The following is a 22,438-nucleotide window of genomic DNA, read 5'->3' on the forward strand; positions in this document are numbered from 1 at the left end:
ATAGGGCCCCTGTAGATTCCGCTGAAGACCCGATCAGACCGGGTCCGCATGCACGATCACATCCGCCTTCGGATAACGCTGGCGGATGGCCGCAGAAGCCGCCACGCACAACGCATGCGCCTCATGCAGTGGCAGGTCCCCCGGCAATTCCAGATGTAATTGCACGAACCATTGGTTGCCCGACATCCGCGTACGCAGATCGTGCACCCCTTTCACCCCAGGTATGGCCAGTACTTGCTCGACCATGCCTTCGGCAACATCCCCCGGCAGCTCCTGATCCATGAGAATCGCCGTGCTCTCCCGGGCAATCTGCAGCGCGCTCCAGAGGATGTAGGCGGCAATGCCCAGGCCGAACAGCGCGTCCAGTTGCGGCCAGCCGAAGCGAGCCAGCAGCAGGGCCAGCAGAATGCTGCCGTTGAGCAGCAGGTCGGAGCGGTAGTGCAGCGAGTCGGCGCGAACTGCCGTGGAGCCGGTCAGGCGGATCACCTTGTGCTGAAACGCCAGCAACGCCAGGGTCAGCGCCAGCGACAGCAGCATCACGGCTATGCCGATGGCGGTGTCGCCCAGAGGCTGTGGGTTCTGCAACCGCTCGACCGCCTGCACCGCAATCAGCACCGCGCTACCGCCAATGAACAACGCCTGGGCCATGCCGGCCAGGGCCTCGGCCTTGCCATGGCCGAAGCGGTGGTCGTCATCGGCCGGGCGCAAGGCATAGTGCACAGCCAGCAGGTTGAGGAACGAGGCGACTGCGTCCAGCGCCGAATCGGTCAAACCCGCCAGCAGGCTGACCGAGCCACTCAGCCACCAGGCAATCGCCTTGCTCAGCACCAGAATGCTGGCCACGGCCAACGAGGCGCGGGTGGCCAGGCGCAGCAGCCGTTGGTGTTCAACCGAAGTGGTCATGCCGGGGGCGATGTCCTTGTGTGGCTCAGGCGGCTGGAACCAGGCCGTAAGCGGCCAGTTGCTCGACGCTGCCACGGTGCTGGATCAGCCGTGGGTCGTTCAGCGGCAGGCGCTGGCCCAGTTCGCTTTCGATAATGGCTTGTAGCTTGAGGTTGTCGACCTTGCCGTCCGGGGTGATGGCTTCGCGCAGTTTTTCAGGCGCGACCTGGGCGGTGGTGCCGCCTGGGTAGTAGATGGCGCCAGTGGCGAAGTCGACGCCGAAGGCGATCAGGCCAGGGATGACGTAGAACAGGATGCCGATGGCATCGAGCGCGGCGACCACAGGGTCGATCTTGCCTTCGATCTGGCCGCGACGGTCAGGGTAGAACAGCGTGCCGCAGGCCGTCAGCTGGGTCAGCAGGGTGGCGATGAGTACGCTGCCAATGACGCGGGAAGGGATACGCATGTGAATCTCCGGAAAGGTGTACTGCAAGGCTGGGCGAAACGCCAGCACCTGATGCTAAGACCATGATAGAGCAGGCTCGGTTCGCCGTTATACTCGGGCGATTGTTCGAGGACCACCATGATTTCATTACCAATCGATGCTGTCTTGCCCGCTTTGCGCCGGGCGCTGGAAAACCGTGACGAAGCGGTGCTCGAGGCGCCTCCCGGTGCGGGCAAGACCACCCGGGTGCCTTTGGCCCTGTTGGACGAGCCGTGGATGGCCGGCCAGACCATCCTCATGCTCGAACCACGCCGCCTGGCCGCCCGTGCCGCAGCCGAGCGCCTGGCCAGCGAGCTGGGTGAGAAGGTTGGGGAAACCGTGGGTTACCGCATCCGGCTGGACAGCAAGGTGGGGCCGAACACCCGTATCGAGGTGGTCACCGAAGGTATCCTCACCCGTCGTCTGCAGTCCGACCCGGCGCTGGATGGGGTGGGCCTGCTGATTTTCGACGAATTTCACGAACGCAGCCTGGATGCCGACCTGGCCCTGGCCCTTAGCCTCAATGGCCGTGAGCTGTTGCGTGACGAGCCGCCGCTGAAGATTCTGCTGATGTCTGCAACCCTGGAAGGCGAGCGCTTGTCGCGCCTGCTGGACGATGCGCCTGTGGTCAGCAGCGAGGGCCGCATGCACCCTGTGGATATCCACTGGGGGCGGCCGTTCCAGCCAGGTGAATTCATCGAGCCGCGGGTCGTGGACAGTGTGCTTCACGCCTTGGCGGACCAGACCGGCAGTTTGCTGGTCTTCCTGCCAGGTCAGGCCGAGATTCGCCGCGTTCACCAGAGCCTTCAGGATGCTTTGAGCGAGCGTGCCGACATTCTGCTGTGCCCATTGCACGGCGAGCTTGACCTCAATGCCCAGCGCGCGGCCATCGACCCCGCGCCCAAAGGCCAGCGCAAAGTGGTGCTGGCTACCAACATTGCTGAAACCAGCCTGACCATCGACGGCGTACGTGTGGTGATCGATGCAGGCCTGGCGCGCGTGCCGCGTTTCGACCCGGGTAGTGGCATGACCCGCCTGGACACGCAGCGTATTTCCCGCGCCAGCGCCACCCAACGAGCGGGGCGCGCCGGTCGACTTGAGCCGGGCGTGTGCTACCGCCTGTGGAGCGAAGCCCAGCACGACCAGTTGGCGGCCCACGGTACAGCCGAAATGCTTCAGGCCGACCTCGCAGGCCTGGCCTTGCAACTGGCGCGATGGGGCGTTGAACCAGGCCAACTGCGCTGGCTCGACCAGCCGCCAGCTGCCGCGCTCGGTCAGGCCAAGGACCTGCTGGCACGTCTCGGTGCGTTCAAACCGGGCAGTCGCGATCACCTCAGTGACCACGGCCAGGCCATGGCCGAGCTGCCGGCCCACCCGCGCATCGCTCATTTGCTGTTGCGCGGGCAGAGCCTGGGCTTGGCCGAGATGGCCTGCGATGTCGCCGCCTTGCTGGGCGAGCGCGATATCCAGCGCGGTGGTGGGGCCGACCTGCACAGCCGACTGGCGCTGGTGAGCGGTGAGACCAAGGCAGGTCGTGGCGGCCAAGGGGGCGTGCAGCGCGCCCGCCAGCTGGCCCGCCAGTATCGGGGGCTGTTGAGGGGGAAGGCCGGTACCGCTGTTGCTGACCCTGATCATCAGCGATGGCTCGGCGCCCTGTTGGCGCTGGCCTACCCCGATCGAGTTGCACAGCAGCGCCGCGAAGGCGGTGCCGAGTACCGCCTGGCCAACGGCCGTGCTGCGCTGTTCGCCGAAGTCGATGCCCTGATGAAGTGCCCATGGTTGGTGATCGCCGACCTGGGCAGTCGCCAGGGACAGCGGGAAGAACGCATCTACCTGGCGGCTGAATTCGATCCCGCATTGCTGGAGGGGGTGTTGGCCGAACAGGTCGAAACCCTCGACATTCTCGACTGGGACGAGCGTGAGCAAGTCTTGCGTGCCGAGCGCCAGCGCAAGGTGGGCGAGCTGGTACTCAGTCGCGAGCCGCTGCCGGGCTTGGATGAAGAGGCGCGCGCCAAAGCCCTGCTTGGCCTGGTGCGACGCAAGGGCTTGAACCTGCTGACCTGGACGCCGGAGCTGCGCCAGTGGCAAGCGCGTGTGGCGTTGTTGCGCCAGCTTGACCTCGAGAAGGGCGGCCAGAGTGAATGGCCTGATCTAGCCGATGAGGCATTACTGGCAAGCCTCGAAGGCTGGTTGCAACCCTACCTTGGCAAGGTCTCGCGACTTAGCCATTTTGCCTCGTTGGATTTGCCCTCGATCCTGCGCAACCTGTTGCCCTGGCCGTTGCCGCAGCGTTTGGACGAGCAGGCGCCGCAGTCCATAACCGTGCCATCAGGGTCGAACATCAGGCTCGATTACAGTGAGTTTCCGCCGATTCTCGCCGTGCGCCTGCAAGAGCTTTTCGGCTTGTCGGATACGCCACGTATTGCGCAAGGGCGTCTGCAGGTGAAATTGCATCTGCTGTCACCTGCGCGACGACCGGTGCAGGTAACCCAAGACCTGGCGAACTTCTGGCGTACGACCTACGCACAGGTGAAGAAAGATTTGAAGGGGCGTTACCCGAAACACTACTGGCCGGATGACCCGTTGGTGGCCGAAGCCACCGCGCGGGCCAAACCGCGTGGTACTTGAGCGGTTAGCGGGACCTTTCGATCACGAACTCATGCGGCGTACCCTCAGCGGTGGTGAGATACGCGATGTTCGTGCCCGGGGTGTGCGTGCTTTTGATCTGATGGCCCAGATGATCGCGGATCAGGCAGCGAAGCTCGTGCCTCGACCATGCCAGTGGTTGTAGCTTCCAGTAGTCCAGTTCGGCCTCCTGTTCGTAGAGCCCCAGGTAGCCTTCACTGCTGGCGCCCAGTTTTCGTCGGCTGTTGCTGGCAAGCGATATGTTGAAATGCAGGCGGTCTTTGGCCTTCGAGTGAAACCTGAACTGAAAGCCAGGGGCGGCGAAATCGCCCCCCACTTTGAGCCAGCCGTCGTCGGTTTTGATGTTTACACCAAAGCTGAGGTCATGATGGCTTTTGAATATGTGTACCGGCAGTCGTCCACTGGCATCCAGCAGATAGATCTTGCCCAGGAATGAATGGCCATCGGCCCAGTGGTCATTCGTTTGGTTTTCGTTCATTGCCTGCCCTCCGTTGGGTTGTTCAGCCCAAGGTAGGCAGGCGGCGGGTAAGGCGGCAGCCTGTCAGGTTTCCATGCAAACAACCATCGGAAAAGCGCTAGCTCTCAAGCGCCAGCTTCACCTTCCAGCAGCATGAACAGGCGATAGAGCACCACAGTACTGAACAGTTGCAAGAAGCCGCTCAGGCTATCCATGGCCAGCTCGATGGCCGGTGTGGGTTCCGGGATGGCCATCAGCAGCAAGCCGTCGATCAACCAGATCGGTGCCAGCACACCCAGCACGCAGATCATGATGCGCATGAAATGCCCGGTGGTCATCCGCGCGCTTTCGCGCATGGACTGCACCACCGGCAGGCCGCGTAGCACCAGCAGGTACTCGGCGAACACCAGATTGATCATGATCCACACGCCCGGGAAGATGAACAGCGCCAGGCCCGCCATGATCAGCAGCGAGCTGATCAGAATCAGCAGCGCCAATGGCGGCCACAGCTGCACAGCACGAGCGAACAGGTCGCGTTTGGGGATTTCCTGGCCGTTGCTGCGGGTGTCGAGGTAGAGGATCAACGCCGCGCTGTACAGCGGGTAGAACAGCAAACTGACCAGCATGCCGTAGGCGGGGGAGGCCTGGTCGCCCATCTGCCGGTACAGCAGTTGGGTCAGCAGGGCTTCGAGCACCACCAGCGGCAGGCACAGCGGGATGATGCTCGGCAGGTGGCGGCGGAAGAAGTAAAGGGAGTCGCGCAGAACGCTCAGCGGATTCATCAGTCAACATCGCATGGCTGTAAAAGCAGGGGCCTAACTTTAGCCCAGAGCGGTCACTTGCTGAAAAAAGTTTCACGGCCGCCATGATTGAATCCTGTGGCTGCGCCCCCCATCTTTGACGCATCCGATGTCCTGCTCCCGCACGAGGTAGCCCCATGAACACTGAAGAACAAACTCTGATCGACGGCCTGTTCGGCCGCATCAAGCAAGCCGAGGACCCGAGCCAGCCTCGCGACGCCCAGGCTCAGTCGCGCATCGAGGAACACCTGCGCCAGCAACCGGCAGCGCCTTACTACATGGCCCAGGCGATTCTGGTCCAGGAGGCTGCAATCAAGCGCCTCGACGAGCAGAACAAACAGCTCGAAGCCGAACTCAAGCAAGCCCGCGCCCAGCTCGAGGCCACCCGCAGCAGCAACAGCAGCAGCGGTGGTTTCCTGTCCAGCATCTTTGGGGCCGGCGCACGCAACCCGGAGCCGGTTCAACAGCCGCAACGCTCGGTTGCACCACCCCCCAGTGCCGGTGGCTGGCGCGAACCCTCCGCGCCGGGCTTCTCCCAGCCGCAAGCTCAGCAACCTGGCTTCGGCGCAGCACCCGCTCGCAGTGGCGCCAGCAGCTTCCTGGGCGGCGCCATGCAGACTGCCGCTGGCGTGGCGGGCGGTGTATTGCTGGCGCAGGGCATCAGCAGTCTGTTCAACCACCACTCGCAGCCAGAAGAAGTGGTCGAGGTGATCAAGGAAGAACCGGCTCCTGCCAGCGATACCGGTGGCTGGAACGACTCGGGCGACCAGCGTCAGGTGGCCGACAATGGTGGCTGGGGCGCTGATCAGGGCGGCTACGCCGATACCGACTACGGCAGTGACGATGGCGGGTTCTTCTCGGATGACGACACCTTCGTCTAACCGGTCTGGCATACTGCAGGCATTTCAGGGGTGCTTTGCGCCCCTTACTGCCGAGAGTGAGTCGTGAAGAAGATCGCGCTGTTCGCCGATGTGCAGAACCTCTACTACACCGTGCGCCAGGCTTACGGTTGCCACTTCAATTACACCGCGTTATGGGCCGATGTCTGTCGCGAGGGTGAAATTGTCGAGGCTGTGGCTTACGCCATCGACCGTGGCGACAGCAAGCAACAGCAATTCCAGCAGATCCTGCGCAACCTTGGTTTCGACGTACGTCTCAAGCCCTTCATCCAGCGCAGCGATGGTTCGGCCAAGGGCGACTGGGATGTAGGCATCACCCTTGATGTGATCGATGCCGCCAGCCGCGTCGATCAGGTGGTGCTGGCGTCAGGCGACGGCGATTTCGACTTGTTGCTGGAGCGGGTGATCCAGCGCCATGGCACCGAGGCGGTCGTTTATGGCGTGCCTGGGCTGACCGCACTGTCGCTGATTCGTGCCGCCAGCCGTTATGTGCCAATCGAAGGGCGATTGCTGTTACGCCATTGAACTCAGCTTTTCTTGCCATTGTGCTGTAGATGATCCAGCGGCACCCGTCGCTCCACCGCGCTGGACAGAATGATCGAGGTCTTGCTGAAGCCCAGCTGCGAAACACGGTTGATCAACGCTTCAAGTTCAGTCATCGACCCCACGGCCGCCTGCATGATCACGCAGGGGTCACCGGTCACCCGGTGGCATTCGGTCAGTTCCGGTATGCGCGCCAGCTCGTCGTAGCTCTGCTGGTTGCCGTGGCTGGTCAGGCGTAGCTCGATCACGCACTGAATCGGCAAACCGATCTTTTCCAGGTTGACCTTGGCCGTGTAGCCAGAGATGACCCCGGTCGCTTCGAGCTTTGCCACCCGTTCCGCGACCGCCGGTGCCGAAAGGTTCACTTGGCGAGCCAGTTGTGCATAGGTGGCCCGGCCGTCCTCCAGCAGGGCGGCGAGCAGCATGCGGTCGTACTTGTCCATGAGCGGTTCCTGTCGGCTTTGCATTCAACGGTAAATGGCCTGAATAAACGTTCATTGCAAAGTGTTATGGCCTATTAAACGTTTTTTGTAACTTAAGTTTGCACGGAAGCCTTTCTAAACTAAGTCACCCGTAAACGGATTTCGAGTCTTTTTCCATGCCTGCCTCCCGTCGCTTTCCCTGGTTGCTCATTGGTGCTTTCCTGGCCTTGTATTTGGTCTGGGGTTCCACCTACCTGTTCATTCGCATTGGTGTCGAAACCTGGCCGCCGATGCTCATGGCCGGGGTGCGATTCCTGATTGCTGGCAGCCTGCTGTACGGCTTCCTGCGGTGGCGCGGCGTGCCAGCACCCACCTGGACGCAGTGGCGTGCGGCGGGGGCCATCGGCTTTTTGCTGCTCAGTTGCGGCAATGGCGGTGTGACCCTGGCCGAGCATGCCGGGGTCGCGTCGGGTGTGGCGGCACTGGCGGTGGCCACGGTGCCCTTGTTCACCTTGTTGTTCGGCCTGCTGTTCGGGCACCGCAACTCGCGGCTGGAATGGGCGGGGATTGGCCTCGGCCTGGTCGGTATCGGGCTGCTCAACCTGGGGTCGAACCTGCAGGCCAGCCCCATGGGAGCCGCACTCATCCTGTTCGCCGCAGCGGCCTGGGCCTTCGGTTCGGTCTGGAGCAAAAGCCTGCCCTTGCCCCAGGGCGCCATGGCCAGCGCCGCCGAGATGCTGGTGGGCGGTGCGGTGTTGCTGCTGGGCAGCGCCATCAGCGGTGAGCGCCTGACCCAGATGCCCACCGCAGCAGGTTGGGGCGCGCTTGCCTACTTGGTGTTCTTTGGCTCGATTCTGGCGTTCAGTGCCTACATGTACCTGCTCAAGAACGTGCGTCCGGCGGCGGCGACCAGCTATGCCTACGTCAACCCGGCGGTAGCGGTGTTGTTGGGCATCGTCTTCGCGGGTGAAACCATCGGTGCCGAAGAGTGCCTGGCCATGGCGGTGATCATTGGTGCGGTGGTGCTGATCGGCCTTCCACAGTGGCACAAGCCGCCAGAACCCGTGCAACCATTGAAGGGCGAAATCTGCAAGTAGGGTGGGGTGTTGCGGTAAACTTGCCGCCTTCGCTGAACCCCCTGACGGTATTGCCATGAATTTCGCCAAACTCGGCCTGATCGAACCCTTGCTGCGCACCCTGCAGCACCTGGACTACACCACCCCGACCCCGGTCCAGGCCCAGGCCATTCCCGCCGTGCTGGCCAGCCGCGACCTGATGGCCGCGGCCCAGACCGGCACAGGCAAGACCGCAGGTTTCGCCCTGCCGGTGCTGCAGCGCCTGGCCCTTGAGGGGGAAAAGGTCGCGAGCAACTCGATCCGTGCGCTGGTGCTGGTGCCGACCCGTGAACTGGCCGAGCAGGTGCACGCCAATATCCGTGAATATGCCGAGAACCTGCCGCTGAGCACCTATGCGGTGTACGGCGGTGTCAGCATCAACCCGCAGATGATGCGCCTGCGCCGTGGTGTCGACCTGTTGGTGGCCACCCCAGGACGACTGCTCGACCTGTTCCGCCAGAATGCGGTGAAGTTCGGCCAGGTTCAGACCCTGGTGCTCGACGAAGCCGACCGCATGCTCGACCTGGGCTTCGCCGAGGAACTGCAGGCGGTGTATGCCGCCTTGCCGCGCAAGCGCCAGACCCTGCTGTTTTCCGCCACGTTCTCCGACCAGATCCGCATGCTGGCCGGCCTGGCCCTGAACGACCCGCTGAGCATCGAGGTCAGCCCGCGCAACGCCACGGCCACAACGGTCAAGCAGTGGCTGGTGCCGGTGGACAAGAAGCGTAAGGCGGACCTGTTCTGCCACCTGCTGCGCAAGCAGCGCTGGAAACAGGTATTGGTGTTTGCCAAGACCCGTAACGGTGTCGACCAGTTGGTTGAGCGTCTGATGGGCGAGGGCGTGAATGCCGACGGTATTCATGGTGACCGCCCTCAGGCTACTCGCCAGCGTGCGCTGGACAGTTTCAAGGCCCGCGAGATTCAGGTGCTGGTTGCCACGGACGTTGCAGCACGTGGCCTGGACATCGATGACCTGCCGCTGGTGGTCAACCTGGACCTGCCGATTGTTGCCGAAGACTATGTGCACCGCATTGGTCGCACCGGCCGTGCGGGCAACAAAGGTGAGGCGATTTCGCTGGTGTGTGCTGATGAAGTGCAATTGCTGGCCAGCATCGAGACACTGATCCGTCAGACGCTGCCGCGTCATGAAGAGCCGGATTTCATTCCTGACCACCGGGTGCCGATGACCGATGCCAGTGGCCAGGTGATCAAGAAGCCGAAGAAGCCCAAGAAGCCGAAAGAGAACAGCGCCAAACGTGGGTTGGGCAAGTGGATGGACAGCGAGGCTGCGGGTGAGGCAAAGCCTGCAGTCAAAGCGGTGCGCAAGGTGCCGAGCTTCAATGGTGGGCCGCGCAAGCGTAAGCCTTGAGGTGGTCGGGGCGGATATTTCAGTCTCTGCACGGACTTTGTAGGATCCGGCTTGCCGGCGATCACCGGCGTAGCCGGTGCCAAGCACCGTGTCGCCTGCATCGCCGGCAAGCCGGCTCCCACATGGACCGCGCAGATCTTGAGATCACTGCCGTACCTGTGGGAGCTGGCTTATCGTGGCGACGAACCGCAGCGATGAGGCCTGTACAGGCAGCGCAAGACAGTTGCCCCCACAAAGACCGCGCGGATCCTGAGATAACCTGCAGGCGTAGGCTCGCCGACGATTGGGCTGCAATCTAACGGGACAACCACTCCACCGCAGCCCGCCCCGCCCGCAAGCCACTGGCAAAGCACGCCGTCAGCAGGTAGCCCCCGGTCGGCGCTTCCCAATCCAGCATCTCCCCGGCACAGAACACGCCCGGCAGTTGCTTGAGCATTAGTCCTTCGTTCATCGCCTCAAAACGCACGCCGCCCGCACTACTGATGGCTTCATCCAGCGGCCGTGTGCGCACCACCTCAATCGGCAATGCCTTTATCGCCTGTGCCAACGCGTCAGGGTTGGCGAAGGTGGCCTGGTCGGTCAGTTCACGCAACAGCGCCGCCTTCACTCCGTCGAGGCCCAACTGGCTGTGCAGGTGCTTGGCCATGGAACGCGAGCCGCGCGGCTTGGCCAGGGCCAGGGCAATTTTATCCACAGGCCGGTCTGGTAGCAGGTCAAGTAGCAACGTGGCTCGGCCATCACGGTTGATCGCCTCACGTACCGGTGCCGACCAGGCGTACACCAGGCTGCCTTCCACACCCTGGGCGGTCAGAATGAATTCGCCCTTGCGCGGCGCACTGCCGGGGACGCTCAGGGCAATGTTCTTCAGCGGTGCACCGGCGAACTTGTCCTTGAGCAATACGCTCCAGCCTTTGACTTCAAAGCCACAGTTGCTCGGCTGCAACGGCGAGATATCCACACCCCGCTCAGCCAGCATCGGTTGCCAGCTGCCGTCCGAGCCCAGGCGTGCCCAGCTGCCGCCTCCCAGGGCCAGTATTACAGCACTGGCGCGCACGCTGAGTTCGCCCTGTGGATAAGCGATTCGCAAGCTGCCGTCATCGTTCCAGCCCAACCAGCGATGGCGGGTGTGGATAACTACGCCGCTGTCGCGCAGGCGCTTGAGCCAGGCGCGCAGCAGCGGCGCGGCCTTCATGTCGCGAGGGAAGACGCGGCCCGACGTTCCGACGAAGGTTTCGATGCCCAGGCCATGTATCCACAGGCGCAAGGCGTCCGCGTCGAAGCCGCGCAGCAGGGCGTCGATCTCGCCTTGGCGCTCGGCATAGCGCGAAACGAATGCTGGGTAGGGTTCGGAATGGGTGATGTTCATCCCGCCCACGCCCGCCAGCAGGAATTTGCGGCCCACCGAGGGCATGGCGTCGAACACCTCCACGGCGAGGCCAGCCTGGGACAGTGCTTCGGCGGCCATCAAACCGGCGGGGCCGGCGCCAATGACGGCGACGAGGGGAGGGGAGGCAGGGTGCAGATCGGGCATGGTGGGCGGCAGGCTGTGGAAAAGAGCGCGCATTCTACCGCAGCGAGGCCAGTGGAGATACTGAGCAAAAAAATGATCAGTATCTTGGAGGCCAGGTGTTTAAAGGGCTGTAGCCGCTTTCCCGCAGGTTATCCACAAGCGGCTCCACAGTCATTGTGAACAACCGATGACTTTCGCTGCACTGTGGTGAAGGATGCCATGGCGCTTGGCCAAGGCCAGGCGGTCCTTGCTGTAGCCACCACCGATCACTCCCACCACCGGAATATCGCGGCCCAGGCAATGACGCAGGACAAGCTCGTCGCGTGCGGCCAGGCCCTCATCGGTCAGTTGCAGGTAACCCAGGGCATCGTCCTTGTGCACGTCAACACCGGCGTCGTACAGCACGAGGTCGGGCTGGTACAGCGGCAGCAGGTAGTTGAGGGCGTCGTCCACCACCTTCAGGTAGGCAGCGTCGCCCATGCCGCGAGGCAAGGGGATGTCCCAGTCGCTTTGCGCCTTGCGTGCCGGGAAGTTCTGCTCGCAGTGCAGCGACACGGTGATGGCATCGGGGGTGTCATGGAGAATGCGCGCGGTGCCGTCGCCCTGATGCACGTCACAGTCGAAGATCAGCACCCGGTGCACACGCCCGGCTTCCAGCAGGTAGCGGCTGATCACGGCCAGGTCGTTGAAAATGCAGAACCCGGCCGGGTGGTCGTAGTGGGCATGGTGGGTGCCGCCAGCCAAGTGGCAGGCAACCCCATGGCGCAGCGCCATTTCGGCGGTGAGCAACGACCCGCCCACGGCGCGAACGGTGCGGCGGGCCAAGGCTTCGCTCCAGGGCAGGCCGAGACGGCGCTGGTCCTCGCGGGAAAGGTCGCCGCTCATGTAACGCTCGATGTAGCTCCGGTCGTGGGCCAGGGCGAGGATGTCGTTCGGGCAGATTTCCGGGCGCAACAGGGCCTGGTCGGTGGTCAACCCGCTGTCGACCAGGTGATCGTGCAGCAGGCGGAACTTGTCCATCGGAAAGCGGTGCTCGGGGGGAAACTCCGGGCTGTAGTCTTCGTGGTAGATCAGCGGCAACGGCATGGCAGGTTCGCATTCAGGGCCAGCAGCCATCTTGCCAGCAGTTGCCGTGTCGTTGCCAATGTCGGGGTGGTTGAATTACTGGCCGGCAGAGGCCAGCACGCGCTGCCAGTCAGGTTCGTTCATGCGCCCCAGAATCCGCGCCTTGCCGGTGCTGTCCACTGAAACGAACAGGGCGCTGGCGTAACCGCTTTCGCGCTCGCCCCCTGGCACCTTCTGCGCGCGTTCGAAGTGGTCGATACAGCCATTGTGGGTGACCAGCACCAGGTTGTGGCCTGGGCGTTTGCGAGCCAGGGCTTCTTTGGCGAATGGGCGCTCGCAGCTTTCCAGCCAGTCCTCGCTGGGCACGGCCTGGCCGAGAATGAAATGGGCCGTCTGACGGGTGCGCAGCTTGGGGCTGCTGAGCATGTCGGCGTTGGCCAGCCCCAGGTGCTGCAAGCCTTGGCCAACCCGAGTGGCGGCTTCGCTGCCGGCCACGGTGATACCGGTCGGGTCGTCCAGGCACGGGCCGGGCGCGCTGTCACAGCGTTCGGCGTGGCGGATCATGACGATCACCGCACCTTCGGCCCAGTCCTGCAGCAGGCCGCTGTCACTCAACTGTTGTTCGTTGCCAAGGTCCACGATGTGCGTCCTCGTTGCCAGCCAGGTGCTCAACGCCGCCAATACCAGGCACAGGCCGAAGACGACGCCGAGGGTCTTGCGTGGGTACCGACGTCGTTTGCGTCGGGTGTGGAGGGTAGGGGCTTCCAGGGTATTGCTCGACTGCATGCGTCACTCCGATGGCATGGCCGCGTCGGGCGCGGCGTTGGATGCCGGCATTCTGGAAAGCGCGCTGTAGGGAGGCAGTGAAGGTGTTGTGAAAATTGCATTCAAGGCGGGCTGCAGGTGAAAACCCTTGGCCGCGCCTACGCTTTACACTGCAAGACCGTGAAACCGGAGCCTCCCCCGATGACCCCTATCCTGCATCTGGAAAGCGCACGTCTGGTGCTGCGCCAATGGCACGACGACGACTTGCGTGAGTTCGCCAGCATGTGCGCGGACCCACACGTGATGCGTTACTTCCCCGCCCCCATGACACGCCTGGAAGCGGCAGCCCTGATCGGACGGATCCGTGGTCACTTCAACGAATACGGCTTTGGCCTGTGGGCGCTGGAGCGCAAGGACAGTGGTGCCTTCATCGGCATGACCGGCCTGCTCAATGTCAATTTCGACGCCCCATTCGCCCCGGCCGTCGAGATAAGCTGGCGCCTGGCACGACGTCACTGGGGGCTGGGTTTTGCCAGCGAGGCGGCCTGGACCTGCCTGCGTTGTGCTTTCGCCCAATTGCGCCTGGGCGAGGTGGTGTCGTTCACTACCGAGAGCAACCTGCCGTCGCAGAAGGTCATGCAGGCCATCGGCATGGTTCAGGACCTGTCCGGCAACTTCGAGCACCCCCGCTTGCCCGTGGGCCATCCCTTGCGCCCTCATGTGCTGTATCGCATCGACCGAGCGCATTGGGAGCAGACCCTGCGCGGCTGAATGGTTGGCCATGCGCGGCAGCAATGACAAACCCTGTATCATTTACCCAGATGAGAGCGCCGTAGAGCTGTGATGCCTTGCTAGGAGAACCCCCGATGAGCCATGTGTTGGACGACCTGGTCGACCTGTTGAGCCTCGAGTCGATCGAGGAAAACCTGTTCCGTGGACGCAGTCAGGACCTGGGTTTCCGCCAGCTGTACGGTGGGCAGGTGCTGGGCCAGTCGCTGTCGGCGGCCAGCCAGACGGTTGAAGATGCGCGTCATGTGCATTCGCTGCATGGCTACTTTCTGCGCCCGGGCGATGCCAGCTTGCCGGTGGTCTACTCGGTCGACCGCGTGCGTGATGGCGGCAGCTTCAGCACCCGCCGGGTGACGGCGATCCAGAAGGGCCAGACCATCTTCACCTGCAGCGCTTCGTTCCAGTACGACGAGGAAGGCTTCGAGCACCAGGCGCAGATGCCTGATGTGGTGGGCCCCGAGAACCTGCCCAGCGAGGTCGAGCTGGCCCGCACCATGGCCGATCACTTGCCCGAGCGCATTCGCGAGAAAGTGCTGTGCGCCAAGCCCATCGAAATTCGTCCGGTGACCGAGCGCGACCCGTTCAACCCCAAGGCGGGCGACCCGGTGAAATACGCCTGGTTCCGCGCCGACGGCAACCTCCCTGACATTCCTGCGCTGCACAAGTATCTGCTGGCCTACGCGTCGGACTTCGGCCTGCTGACCACCGCGCTGCTGCCCCATGGCAAGTCGGTGTGGCAGAAAGACATGCAGATCGCCAGCCTCGATCACGCGCTGTGGTTCCACCGCAACCTGCGCGCCGATGAGTGGCTGCTGTACGCCACCGACAGCCCGTGGGCCGGCAACTCCCGTGGATTCTGCCGTGGCAGCATCTACAACCGCGCCGGTCAACTGGTGGCCTCGTCCACCCAGGAAGGCCTGATCCGTCATCGCAAGGACTGGGCATGAGCCTCGCCGAGATTCGCAACTGGGTGTTCGACATGGACGGCACCCTCACCGTCGCGGTGCACGATTTCGCCGCCATTCGCGAGGCGCTGGACATTCCCGCCGAGCACGACATCCTCACTCATCTGGCCGCGCTGCCGGCGGCGGAGGCAGCTGCCAAGCATGCCTGGCTTCTGGAGCACGAGCGTGACCTGGCCATTGCCTCCACTGCGGCCACAGGGGCGGTGGAATTGGTACGCGAGCTGGCCGAGCGTGGCTGCCGTTTGGGCATTCTGACCCGCAATGCCCGGGAGCTGGCCCACGTCACGCTGGAAGCGATTGGCCTGGCTGATTGCTTCCCGGTGGAGCACATCCTCGGGCGCGACGAAGCGGCGCCCAAGCCCAGTCCGGATGGCTTGCTGAAGATCGCTGATGCCTGGGGCGTGGCGCCCAGCGAACTGGTGATGGTGGGGGACTACCGATTCGACCTGGACTGTGGGCGCGCTGCGGGGGCGCGGACGGTGCTGGTGAACCTGCCGGACAACCCTTGGCCTGAACTTGCCGATTGGCATGCGGCCGACTGCCACGCGCTGCGAGGCCTGTTGGGCTGATGGCCCTGTCGCTGAGCAGATTGACCGCGCAGATCTGAGTAAACCACATACCTGTGCAAGCAACTGTCATGTGCCGCCTGTACCGGCCTCATCGCCGGCAAGCCGGCTCCTACAGGTACTGCGGTGGTCTCAAGGTTGGTGCGGTCCATGTGGGAGCCGGCTTGCCGGCGATGAGGCCATTACAGACACCGCCGCCATAGCTGGCTAAGCTCCTTGTCTGCTTCCCCACCCAAGGAAACCCACCCATGAGCAGCAAGGCCATCTTCGTCCAACCCGGCGGCGGCTACGACAAGGTCCAGGTCGGCACCTGCGAGGCCCCGGCGCCACAAGCCGGCGAGATCACCGTGCGCCTGCACGCCAGCTCCCTCAATTACCATGATTTCGCCGTGGTCAGCGGCATGTGGGGGCCCAGTGAGCGGCGCATCCCCATGGCCGATGGCGCGGGTGAAGTGGTTGCGATAGGTGCAGGTGTCAGCGAATTCAAGGTCGGCGATGCCGTGGTCAGCACCTTCTTCCCGGACTGGATCGACGGCCAAGCCCAAGTTGAAGGTTTCGCCAGCGTGCCCGGTGACGGCATCGACGGTTACGCCCGCGAGCAGGTGACCGCCCGTGCCACCGCCTTTACCTTGGCCCCGAAAGGCTATAGTCACGCTGAGGCCGCCACGCTGACCACCGCCGGCCTTACTGCCTGGCGTGCGCTGATGAGCGACGACCACCTCAAGCCCGGTGACACGGTGCTGGTTCAAGGCACCGGTGGGGTGTCGATCTTCGCCCTGCAGTTCGCCAAGCTGGCTGGTGCGACGGTCATCGCCACTTCGTCCAGCGACGCCAAGCTCGAACGCCTCAAGACGCTGGGCGCCGACCACCTGATCAACTACCGCAGCACCCCGGCGTGGGGCGAGCAGGTGCGCAAGCTCACCGACAACCGGGGTGTCGATCACGTCATCGAAGTGGGCGGCCCGGCCACCCTGGAGCAGTCGATGATCGCCGCACGGATCGGTGGGCATATCTCGCTGATCGGTATTCTCACCGGCGTGGCCGGGCAGTTGCCGCTGGTCCAGGCGCTGGTAAGGCAGATCCGCCTGCAGGGTGTGCTGGTGGGTAGCCGGGCCCAGCAACAGGCGATGGTCCGAGCCATCGATGCCAATGGCCTGCGGCCAGTGGTGGACAAGCACTTCGAACTGGAGCAGATCGTCGAGGCGTTCCGCTACCAGGAGAGCAACCGCCATTTCGGCAAGATCTGCCTGACCTGGTAACACCTCGGGCGGTCAGTCTGGCAACAATCGGTCCCGGCTGTTGGACAGGTGAAGGCAGATCGCCGCCCGCGCCGCATCCGGGTCCTTGCGCCGAATGGCATTGAGGATGGCCTCGTGTTCCAGGTTCGCCAGGTAGGCATGGCGGGCCAGCTTGGCGCCCGAGCGCTCGTTCAAGGCCATGCGGTTGCGCGGGATCATGCCATTGCCCAGCTGCGTCATCATTTCGGTGAAGTACAGGTTGCCGGTGGCTTCGGCAATCAGCAGGTGGAAACGCCGATCAGGCTCGATGCAACTGTCGCCGGCTGCCGCCAGGTCCTGATAATCGTCCAACGCTTGGCGCATGCGCTTCAACTGCTCGTCGCTGCGGCGCAGGGCGGCGAGGGCGGCGGCCTGGCCCTCCAGGCCGATTCTCAGTTCCAGCAGGTCGCGTACGCTGGCGGCGTTCTCCGCTGCCACCCGCAAGCCCGCCTGTGGCTGGCGCTCGATGACGAAGGTGCCGATACCGTGGCGTGGTTCCACCAGCCCCGAGGCCTGGAGTTTCGACAAGGCTTCGCGGACCACGGTGCGGCTTACGCCGTGCTCACGTACCAGTGTGTTCTCTGACGGCAGCTTGTCGCCGGGCTGGAAAGTGCCCAGCAAAATCTGCTGGGTCAGGCTCGAGACCAGGTCGTGGGCGCGGCTGTGGCCACGGGGGCGGGGTTCAAGGGTTTCCATGGTGCAATCCCTGACGTCAGTTGATCTTGTACGACAAGTTAAATCATAGAAATTTTTTTTGCAGATTTTTTGTATTGCAGAGACAGCGCTGTATGGTCTGTTTTACAGGAGATCGCGTTATTTAAGCTTTTTGATGCTTGTATTTTGCCTTTTAGGCGACTTTTCATGTCTTGTCGTACAACCCCGCTGCGAATATGCTCTTTCCCACTGGCCTGTCATACAACTTCGGCGGACTGCCTCCCGCCCACGACAGCCACGCGACCCGCACAAAAACAATTAGTGGGAGATTCCACAGTGAACGACACCCTCGATCCGTCCGCACGGAGCGGTGGCGACGCGTTGGCCAGTGCCGTGGCCAAAGTCAAACGCCATGTGCTGCCGCTGTTCGTCATCATGTTCATCGTCAACTACCTCGACCGCGTCAATATCGGCTTTGTTCGCCCGCACCTGGAAAGCGACCTTGGCATCAGTGCTGCGGCCTTCGGTTTTGGCGCCGGGCTGTTCTTCATCGGTTACGCCTTGTTCGAGGTGCCGTCGAACATGCTGTTGCAGCGTGTCGGTGCACGCTTGTGGCTGACCCGCATCATGTTCACCTGGGGGTTGGTCGCCACGGCCATGGCCTTCGTGCAGAACGAAACCCAGTTCTATGTGCTGCGCTTCCTGCTGGGTGTCGCTGAAGCCGGCTTCTTCCCAGGCGTCATCTACTACTTCACCCGCTGGCTGCCGGCCGCCGAACGCGGCAAGGCAATCGCCATCTTCCTCAGCGGTTCTGCGGTGGCTTCGTTGATTTCCGGCCCGCTGGCTGGTGCGCTGATGCAGATCCAGGGCATGGGCCTGCACGGTTGGCAGTGGATGCTGTTCATCGAAGGCATGGCTTCGGTGGTGCTGTGCTTCTTCGTGTTCTTCTGGCTCGACTCCAAACCTGAGGATGCCAAGTGGCTAAGCAAGGCCGAGCAGAACGCCTTGATCGAAACCATCGACCGCGAGCAGCGTGAGCGCGAGGCGGGTGGGGCGGTGAAAGTGTCGGCCTGGCGCCTGCTCAAGGACCGTCAGATCGTGCTGTTCTGCGTGATCTACTTCTGTATCCAGTTGACCATTTACGCGGCGACCTTCTGGCTGCCGAGCATCATCAAGCGCATGGGTGACCTGTCCGACATTCAGGTGGGCTTCTTCAACTCCATTCCGTGGTTTATCGCGATCGTGGCCATGTATGCCTTCGCCGCCGGCTCGGTGCGCTGGAAGTTCCAGCAGGCCTGGGTGGCTGCAGCGCTGGTGGTGGCGGCAATCGGGATGTTCATGTCCACCACGGGTGGGCCGGTATTCGCCTTCGTCGCGGTGTGCTTCGCCGCCATCGGTTTCAAATCGGCCTCGTCGTTGTTCTGGCCAATCCCTCAGGGTTACCTGGATGCGCGGATCGCCGCGGCCGTGATCGCCCTGATCAACTCTGTCGGCAACCTCGGCGGCTTCGTCGCCCCCACCACTTTCGGCCTGCTGGAGCAGCAGACCGGTTCGATCCAGGGCGGCCTTTACGGCCTGGCGGTGACCTCGGTGCTGGCAGCGATTCTGGTGTTCTTCGTCCGCACCCGCCCCAACACCTCTTCGAACAGCCTCAAGCCTCAGTCGGCATTGAGCCAGACCCACTGAACCTGCAGGAAACCCCACATGAATATGCAGAGCACTCCAGAATCCTTCAGCGGCGCCCCGGTGCATACCGGCACCCCAGTGGTTACCGACTTGCGCGTGATCCCGGTGGCTGGCCACGACAGCATGCTGCTCAACCTCAGCGGCGCGCATGGCCCGTACTTCACCCGTAACGTCGTGGTGCTGCGTGACAGCGCTGGCAACACCGGCCTGGGCGAAGTGCCCGGCGGCGAGAGCATTCGCCAGACCCTGGAAGACGCCCGCAGCCTGGTGGTCGGCCAACCCATCGGCCACTACCAGCGTGTGCTCAACGCCATGCGCCAGACCTTCGCCAACCGCGACGCCGCCGGGCGCGGCCTGCAGACCTTCGACCTGCGCATCACCGTGCATGCGGTAACTGCCATCGAGTCGGCCCTGCTCGACTTGCTGGGCCAGCACCTGGGCGTGCCGATGGCGGCGCTGCTCGGCGAAGGCCAGCAGCGTGATGCGGTGAAGATGCTGGGCTATCTGTTCTATATCGGTGACCGTCAGCAGACCAACCTGGCCTACCGCAATGAGGCCGACGCCGACAACGACTGGTTCCGCCTGCGTCATGAAAAAGCCCTGACCCCGGAGGCCGTGGTGCGCCTGGCCGAGGCTGCGAAAGAGCGCTACGGCTTTGGCGACTTCAAGCTCAAGGGCGGCGTACTGCGCGGCGAAGAAGAGATGGAAGCGGTCACCGCCCTGGCCGAGCGCTTCCCCGAGGCACGCATCACCCTGGACCCCAACGGTGCCTGGTCACTCAAGGAGGCCATCGCCCTGTGCCGCGACAAGCACCACGTGCTGGCCTACGCCGAAGACCCCTGCGGTGCCGAGAACGGCTACTCGGGCCGTGAAGTGATGGCTGAGTTCCGCCGTGCGACCGGGCTGCCGACCGCCACCAACATGATTGCCACCGACTGGCGGCAGATGGGCCACGCCATTCAGTTGCAGTCGGTGGACATTCCGCTGGCCGACCCACACTTCTGGACCTTGCAGGGTTCGGTGCGGGTGGCGCAGATGTGCAATGACTGGGGCCTGACCTGGGGCTCGCACTCCAACAACCACTTCGACATTTCCCTGGCCATGTTCACCCAGGTCGCGGCGGCGGCACCGGGTGAGATCACCGCGATCGACACCCACTGGATCTGGCAGGACGGCCAGCGCCTGACCCGCGAGCCGCTGCGCATCGTCGACGGCCATGTGCGCGTGCCAGAGCGTCCCGGGCTGGGTGTCGAGCTGGATGAAGACCAACTGGCCAAGGCCCATGAGTGCTACCGCAACATGGGGCTTGGGGCACGGGATGACAGCGTGGCGATGCAGTTCCTGATTCCGGGATGGACGTTCGACAACAAGCGGCCTTGCATGGTGCGGTGAGTTAGATCAGCTTGCGGTGGCCCTTTCGCGGGTGAACCCGCTCCCACAGGTACAGCGCTGCATTCAAGGGCAGCATGGAACCTGTGGGAGCGGGTTTACCCGCGAATGCCGCACCACAGAAAGCCAAGCTCACCCCGCCTCGAAAAACCCCCTCGCCATCTCCACGAATGCCCCCAGCACCGGGTTGGGATTGTCCCGGCAAAACGCCAGGAATATCTCCGCCTGCTGGTCCATGGCCATCAGCGGCTTGAACACCACCTGCTCCAGGCGCAACGCCTGCGCCGAAGCCGGCACCACCGCGCACCCCAGGCCGACATTGACCAGGCCCAGAATCGAATGCGTCTGCCCCAACTGATGCAGGTAACGCGGCTGCACCTCGTGCCGGGCGAACAGGTTGGCGATGCGGTCATGGAAGTAACGCCCTTCGTTGGCGCTGTACATCACGAACGGCTGGTCATGAAAGTCTGCTGGCTTGAGCCGCTCGCGCATGCTCAGCGGATGCCCGGCGGGCAGGGCGGCGACAAAGGGTTCGCGATGGATCGGCAGGTAGTCGACGCGCACGCTGGGCAGTACCTGACGCACCAGGCCAACGTCGATCAGGCCGGCTTCCAGGTCGTGCACCTGGGTGCTGGAAACACGCTCGCTAAGCACCAGCTCGATGTCTGGCAGGGTCTTGCCGGCATGCACCAGCAAGCGTGGAATCATGCTGTACGAACCCACGGCCGTGAAGCCCAGGGTCAGGCGCCCGGCTTCGCCATGGGCGATGCGCCGGGCCGAGTGGCTGGCCGATTCGGCAATCTGCAACACGCGGCGGGCATCTTCGAGAAAGCTTTGCCCGGCCAGGGTCAGGCGCGCCTGGCGGTTGTTGCGTTCAAGCAGCAGCACACCCAGCGAGTGCTCCAGCAGCTGGATCTGCCGGCTCAACGGCGGTTGGGTCATGTGCAGGCGGGTGGCAGCGCGGCCGAAGTGCAGCTCTTCGGCAACGGCGACGAAACAGCGCAGTTGGTGCAGTTCCACGATTCAATTCCTGGATTATTCGATCCAGCATCTATATTAGACCTGTATCGTTTGCAGGCCTAGCATCGGATCACAACCTTCGAACTGCCGGATGCTAACGATGAACAACGACAACACTGCACCCGTCGACCTGCTGCTGACTCAACCGGTGCCGGATGCCATCGATGCGCAGCTGGTGCAGGACTATCGCGTGCACCGCCTGTATCAACATGACAACCCGCAACAGTTGCTGAACGAGGTGGGGCCACGCATTCGCGGCGTAGTCACCGGTGGTGCCAAGGGCCTGTCCAATGCGTTGATGGACCAGCTCCCGGCGCTGCAGATCATCGCCATCAGCGGTATCGGCACCGATGCCGTGGACCTGCGCCACGCCGCCGCCCGCGGTGTCCATGTGACCACCACGCCGGGCGTGCTCACCGACGATGTGGCTGACATGGCCATCGGCCTGATCATTTCCACCCTGCGCCGCCTGGGCGAGGGCGAGCGCCTGGTGCGCGATGGCCTGTGGGGCACGGTGAACCTGCCGCTGGCGCGCAAGGTCACGGGCATCGAGCTGGGCATCGTCGGCCTGGGCCAGGTGGGGCAGGCCATCGCCCGCCGAGCTGCGGCCTTCGACATGCGCATCGCCTACAACGACCGGCGCGAAAAGCCGGAGTACGGTTACCGCTTCGTGGCTGATCTGACCGAACTGGCCCGCTCGGTGGACGTGCTGGTGCTGGCCGCCTCGGCCGACGACGGCAAGGCCATCGTCACTGCCCAGGTGCTGGAGGCATTAGGGCCGGACGGTTATCTGATCAACGTGGCGCGCGGCAAGTTGGTGGATGAAGACGCCCTGGTCGAGGCGCTGCGCGAGGGCCGAATTGCCGGTGCCGGGCTGGATGTCTTCGTCGACGAACCGAACGTACCGCCGGCATTGCGCGACTTGCACCAGGTCAGCCTGCAGCCGCACCGCGCCAGCGCCACGTTGCAGACCCGCCTGGAGATGGGGCGCATGGTGCTGCAAAACCTTGAAGCTTGTTTGCGCGGGGAAACACCACCGAACTGCGCCTGACGCCAATCGCCGCGGCCCATGTGGGAGCCGGCTTGTCGTGGCGACGAACCGCGGCGATAGGGCCGAGGCAGACAGCACCAACGC

The 22,438-nt window shown here is 63.6% G+C and carries 22 protein-coding genes; 12 read left to right on the plus strand and 10 right to left on the minus strand.

Going from position 1 to position 22,438, the window contains the following annotated elements:
* Positions 1-33: 33 nt before the first annotated feature.
* Both PspTeo4_RS24810 and PspTeo4_RS24815 read right to left on the minus strand, forming a co-directional pair.
* The gene (locus PspTeo4_RS24810) at positions 34-903 is read right to left on the minus strand and encodes a cation diffusion facilitator family transporter (protein ID WP_322366389.1); all 870 of its coding nucleotides are present in this window, start codon (positions 901-903) and stop codon (positions 34-36) included.
* Between the two features lie 25 nt (positions 904-928).
* Positions 929-1,348, minus strand: coding sequence for a polyribonucleotide nucleotidyltransferase (locus PspTeo4_RS24815; RefSeq protein ID WP_322366390.1), 420 nt, complete (start codon positions 1,346-1,348; stop codon positions 929-931).
* A gap of 117 nt (positions 1,349-1,465) precedes the next feature.
* Between PspTeo4_RS24815 and hrpB the strand changes: the two genes are divergently transcribed.
* Positions 1,466-3,994 (plus strand): ATP-dependent helicase HrpB, encoded by a 2,529-nt coding sequence (gene hrpB, locus PspTeo4_RS24820; RefSeq protein WP_322366391.1) that lies wholly within the window; start codon positions 1,466-1,468, stop codon positions 3,992-3,994.
* Between the two features lie 4 nt (positions 3,995-3,998).
* On the opposite strand, the gene PspTeo4_RS24825 is transcribed toward hrpB, so the two are convergent.
* Positions 3,999-4,490: a hypothetical protein gene (locus PspTeo4_RS24825; RefSeq protein WP_322366392.1), complete on the minus strand. Its 492-nt coding sequence runs from the start codon at positions 4,488-4,490 to the stop codon at positions 3,999-4,001.
* A gap of 104 nt (positions 4,491-4,594) precedes the next feature.
* Complete coding sequence (locus PspTeo4_RS24830) at positions 4,595-5,251, minus strand: YciC family protein (RefSeq protein ID WP_322366393.1); 657 nt, start codon at positions 5,249-5,251, stop codon at positions 4,595-4,597.
* Between the two features lie 155 nt (positions 5,252-5,406).
* On the opposite strand from PspTeo4_RS24830, the gene PspTeo4_RS24835 reads away from it, so the two are divergent.
* Together PspTeo4_RS24835 and PspTeo4_RS24840 are read left to right on the plus strand one after the other, a co-directional pair.
* Positions 5,407-6,150 (plus strand): DUF2076 domain-containing protein, encoded by a 744-nt coding sequence (locus PspTeo4_RS24835; protein WP_322366394.1) that lies wholly within the window; start codon positions 5,407-5,409, stop codon positions 6,148-6,150.
* Between the two features lie 63 nt (positions 6,151-6,213).
* The gene (locus PspTeo4_RS24840; protein WP_322366395.1) at positions 6,214-6,693 is read left to right on the plus strand and encodes an NYN domain-containing protein; all 480 of its coding nucleotides are present in this window, start codon (positions 6,214-6,216) and stop codon (positions 6,691-6,693) included.
* Positions 6,694-6,695: 2 nt separating this feature from the next.
* Here PspTeo4_RS24840 and PspTeo4_RS24845 read toward each other — a convergent pair whose 3' ends face one another.
* Positions 6,696-7,154 (minus strand): Lrp/AsnC family transcriptional regulator, encoded by a 459-nt coding sequence (locus PspTeo4_RS24845; RefSeq protein ID WP_322366396.1) that lies wholly within the window; start codon positions 7,152-7,154, stop codon positions 6,696-6,698.
* 155 nt (positions 7,155-7,309) lie between these two features.
* Here PspTeo4_RS24845 and yedA point away from each other — a divergent pair, with 155 nt between their 5' ends.
* The gene (gene yedA, locus PspTeo4_RS24850; protein ID WP_322366397.1) at positions 7,310-8,230 is read left to right on the plus strand and encodes a drug/metabolite exporter YedA; all 921 of its coding nucleotides are present in this window, start codon (positions 7,310-7,312) and stop codon (positions 8,228-8,230) included.
* 55 nt (positions 8,231-8,285) lie between these two features.
* Entirely contained in the window at positions 8,286-9,617 is a 1,332-nt protein-coding gene (locus PspTeo4_RS24855; protein ID WP_322366398.1) for a DEAD/DEAH box helicase, read from the plus strand.
* Between the two features lie 295 nt (positions 9,618-9,912).
* Here PspTeo4_RS24855 and PspTeo4_RS24860 read toward each other — a convergent pair whose 3' ends face one another.
* The 3 genes from PspTeo4_RS24860 to PspTeo4_RS24870 form a co-directional block, all read right to left on the minus strand.
* Positions 9,913-11,148 (minus strand): TIGR03862 family flavoprotein, encoded by a 1,236-nt coding sequence (locus tag PspTeo4_RS24860; RefSeq protein ID WP_322366399.1) that lies wholly within the window; start codon positions 11,146-11,148, stop codon positions 9,913-9,915.
* Between the two features lie 150 nt (positions 11,149-11,298).
* Positions 11,299-12,213, minus strand: a complete 915-nt coding sequence (locus PspTeo4_RS24865) for a histone deacetylase (protein ID WP_322366400.1) — start codon at positions 12,211-12,213, stop codon at positions 11,299-11,301.
* A gap of 75 nt (positions 12,214-12,288) precedes the next feature.
* Complete coding sequence (locus PspTeo4_RS24870) at positions 12,289-12,978, minus strand: histidine phosphatase family protein (protein WP_322366401.1); 690 nt, start codon at positions 12,976-12,978, stop codon at positions 12,289-12,291.
* Between the two features lie 180 nt (positions 12,979-13,158).
* Here PspTeo4_RS24870 and PspTeo4_RS24875 point away from each other — a divergent pair, with 180 nt between their 5' ends.
* From PspTeo4_RS24875 to PspTeo4_RS24890, 4 genes are all read left to right on the plus strand, one after another.
* A complete protein-coding gene (locus PspTeo4_RS24875) occupies positions 13,159-13,728 on the plus strand; it encodes a GNAT family N-acetyltransferase (RefSeq protein WP_322366402.1) in 570 nt (189 codons plus the stop codon).
* A gap of 95 nt (positions 13,729-13,823) precedes the next feature.
* Positions 13,824-14,693, plus strand: coding sequence for an acyl-CoA thioesterase II (gene tesB, locus PspTeo4_RS24880; RefSeq protein ID WP_322366403.1), 870 nt, complete (start codon positions 13,824-13,826; stop codon positions 14,691-14,693).
* Complete coding sequence (locus PspTeo4_RS24885; protein WP_322366404.1) at positions 14,690-15,280, plus strand: HAD family hydrolase; 591 nt, start codon at positions 14,690-14,692, stop codon at positions 15,278-15,280. The genes tesB and PspTeo4_RS24885 overlap by 4 nt, the downstream gene beginning before the upstream one ends.
* Before the next feature lie 245 nt (positions 15,281-15,525).
* Positions 15,526-16,536 (plus strand): NAD(P)-dependent alcohol dehydrogenase, encoded by a 1,011-nt coding sequence (locus tag PspTeo4_RS24890; RefSeq protein WP_322366405.1) that lies wholly within the window; start codon positions 15,526-15,528, stop codon positions 16,534-16,536.
* Positions 16,537-16,548: 12 nt separating this feature from the next.
* Here PspTeo4_RS24890 and PspTeo4_RS24895 read toward each other — a convergent pair whose 3' ends face one another.
* The gene (locus PspTeo4_RS24895) at positions 16,549-17,250 is read right to left on the minus strand and encodes a FadR/GntR family transcriptional regulator (protein WP_322366406.1); all 702 of its coding nucleotides are present in this window, start codon (positions 17,248-17,250) and stop codon (positions 16,549-16,551) included.
* A gap of 294 nt (positions 17,251-17,544) precedes the next feature.
* Here PspTeo4_RS24895 and PspTeo4_RS24900 point away from each other — a divergent pair, with 294 nt between their 5' ends.
* Together PspTeo4_RS24900 and gudD are read left to right on the plus strand one after the other, a co-directional pair.
* Entirely contained in the window at positions 17,545-18,894 is a 1,350-nt protein-coding gene (locus tag PspTeo4_RS24900) for an MFS transporter (protein WP_322366407.1), read from the plus strand.
* A 24-nt stretch (positions 18,895-18,918) separates the two neighbouring features.
* Positions 18,919-20,286 carry a glucarate dehydratase gene (gene gudD / locus PspTeo4_RS24905; RefSeq protein WP_416196992.1) on the plus strand — a complete coding sequence of 456 codons (1,368 nt, stop codon included), beginning with the start codon at positions 18,919-18,921 and terminating at the stop codon, positions 20,284-20,286.
* 129 nt (positions 20,287-20,415) lie between these two features.
* On the opposite strand, the gene PspTeo4_RS24910 is transcribed toward gudD, so the two are convergent.
* Positions 20,416-21,303 carry a LysR substrate-binding domain-containing protein gene (locus tag PspTeo4_RS24910; protein ID WP_322366409.1) on the minus strand — a complete coding sequence of 296 codons (888 nt, stop codon included), beginning with the start codon at positions 21,301-21,303 and terminating at the stop codon, positions 20,416-20,418.
* 100 nt (positions 21,304-21,403) lie between these two features.
* On the opposite strand from PspTeo4_RS24910, the gene PspTeo4_RS24915 reads away from it, so the two are divergent.
* The gene (locus tag PspTeo4_RS24915) at positions 21,404-22,354 is read left to right on the plus strand and encodes a 2-hydroxyacid dehydrogenase (protein WP_322366410.1); all 951 of its coding nucleotides are present in this window, start codon (positions 21,404-21,406) and stop codon (positions 22,352-22,354) included.
* Positions 22,355-22,438: the final 84 nt, after the last annotated feature.

The organism is Pseudomonas sp. Teo4 (assembly GCF_034387475.1).
GTDB lineage: Bacteria > Pseudomonadota > Gammaproteobacteria > Pseudomonadales > Pseudomonadaceae > Aquipseudomonas.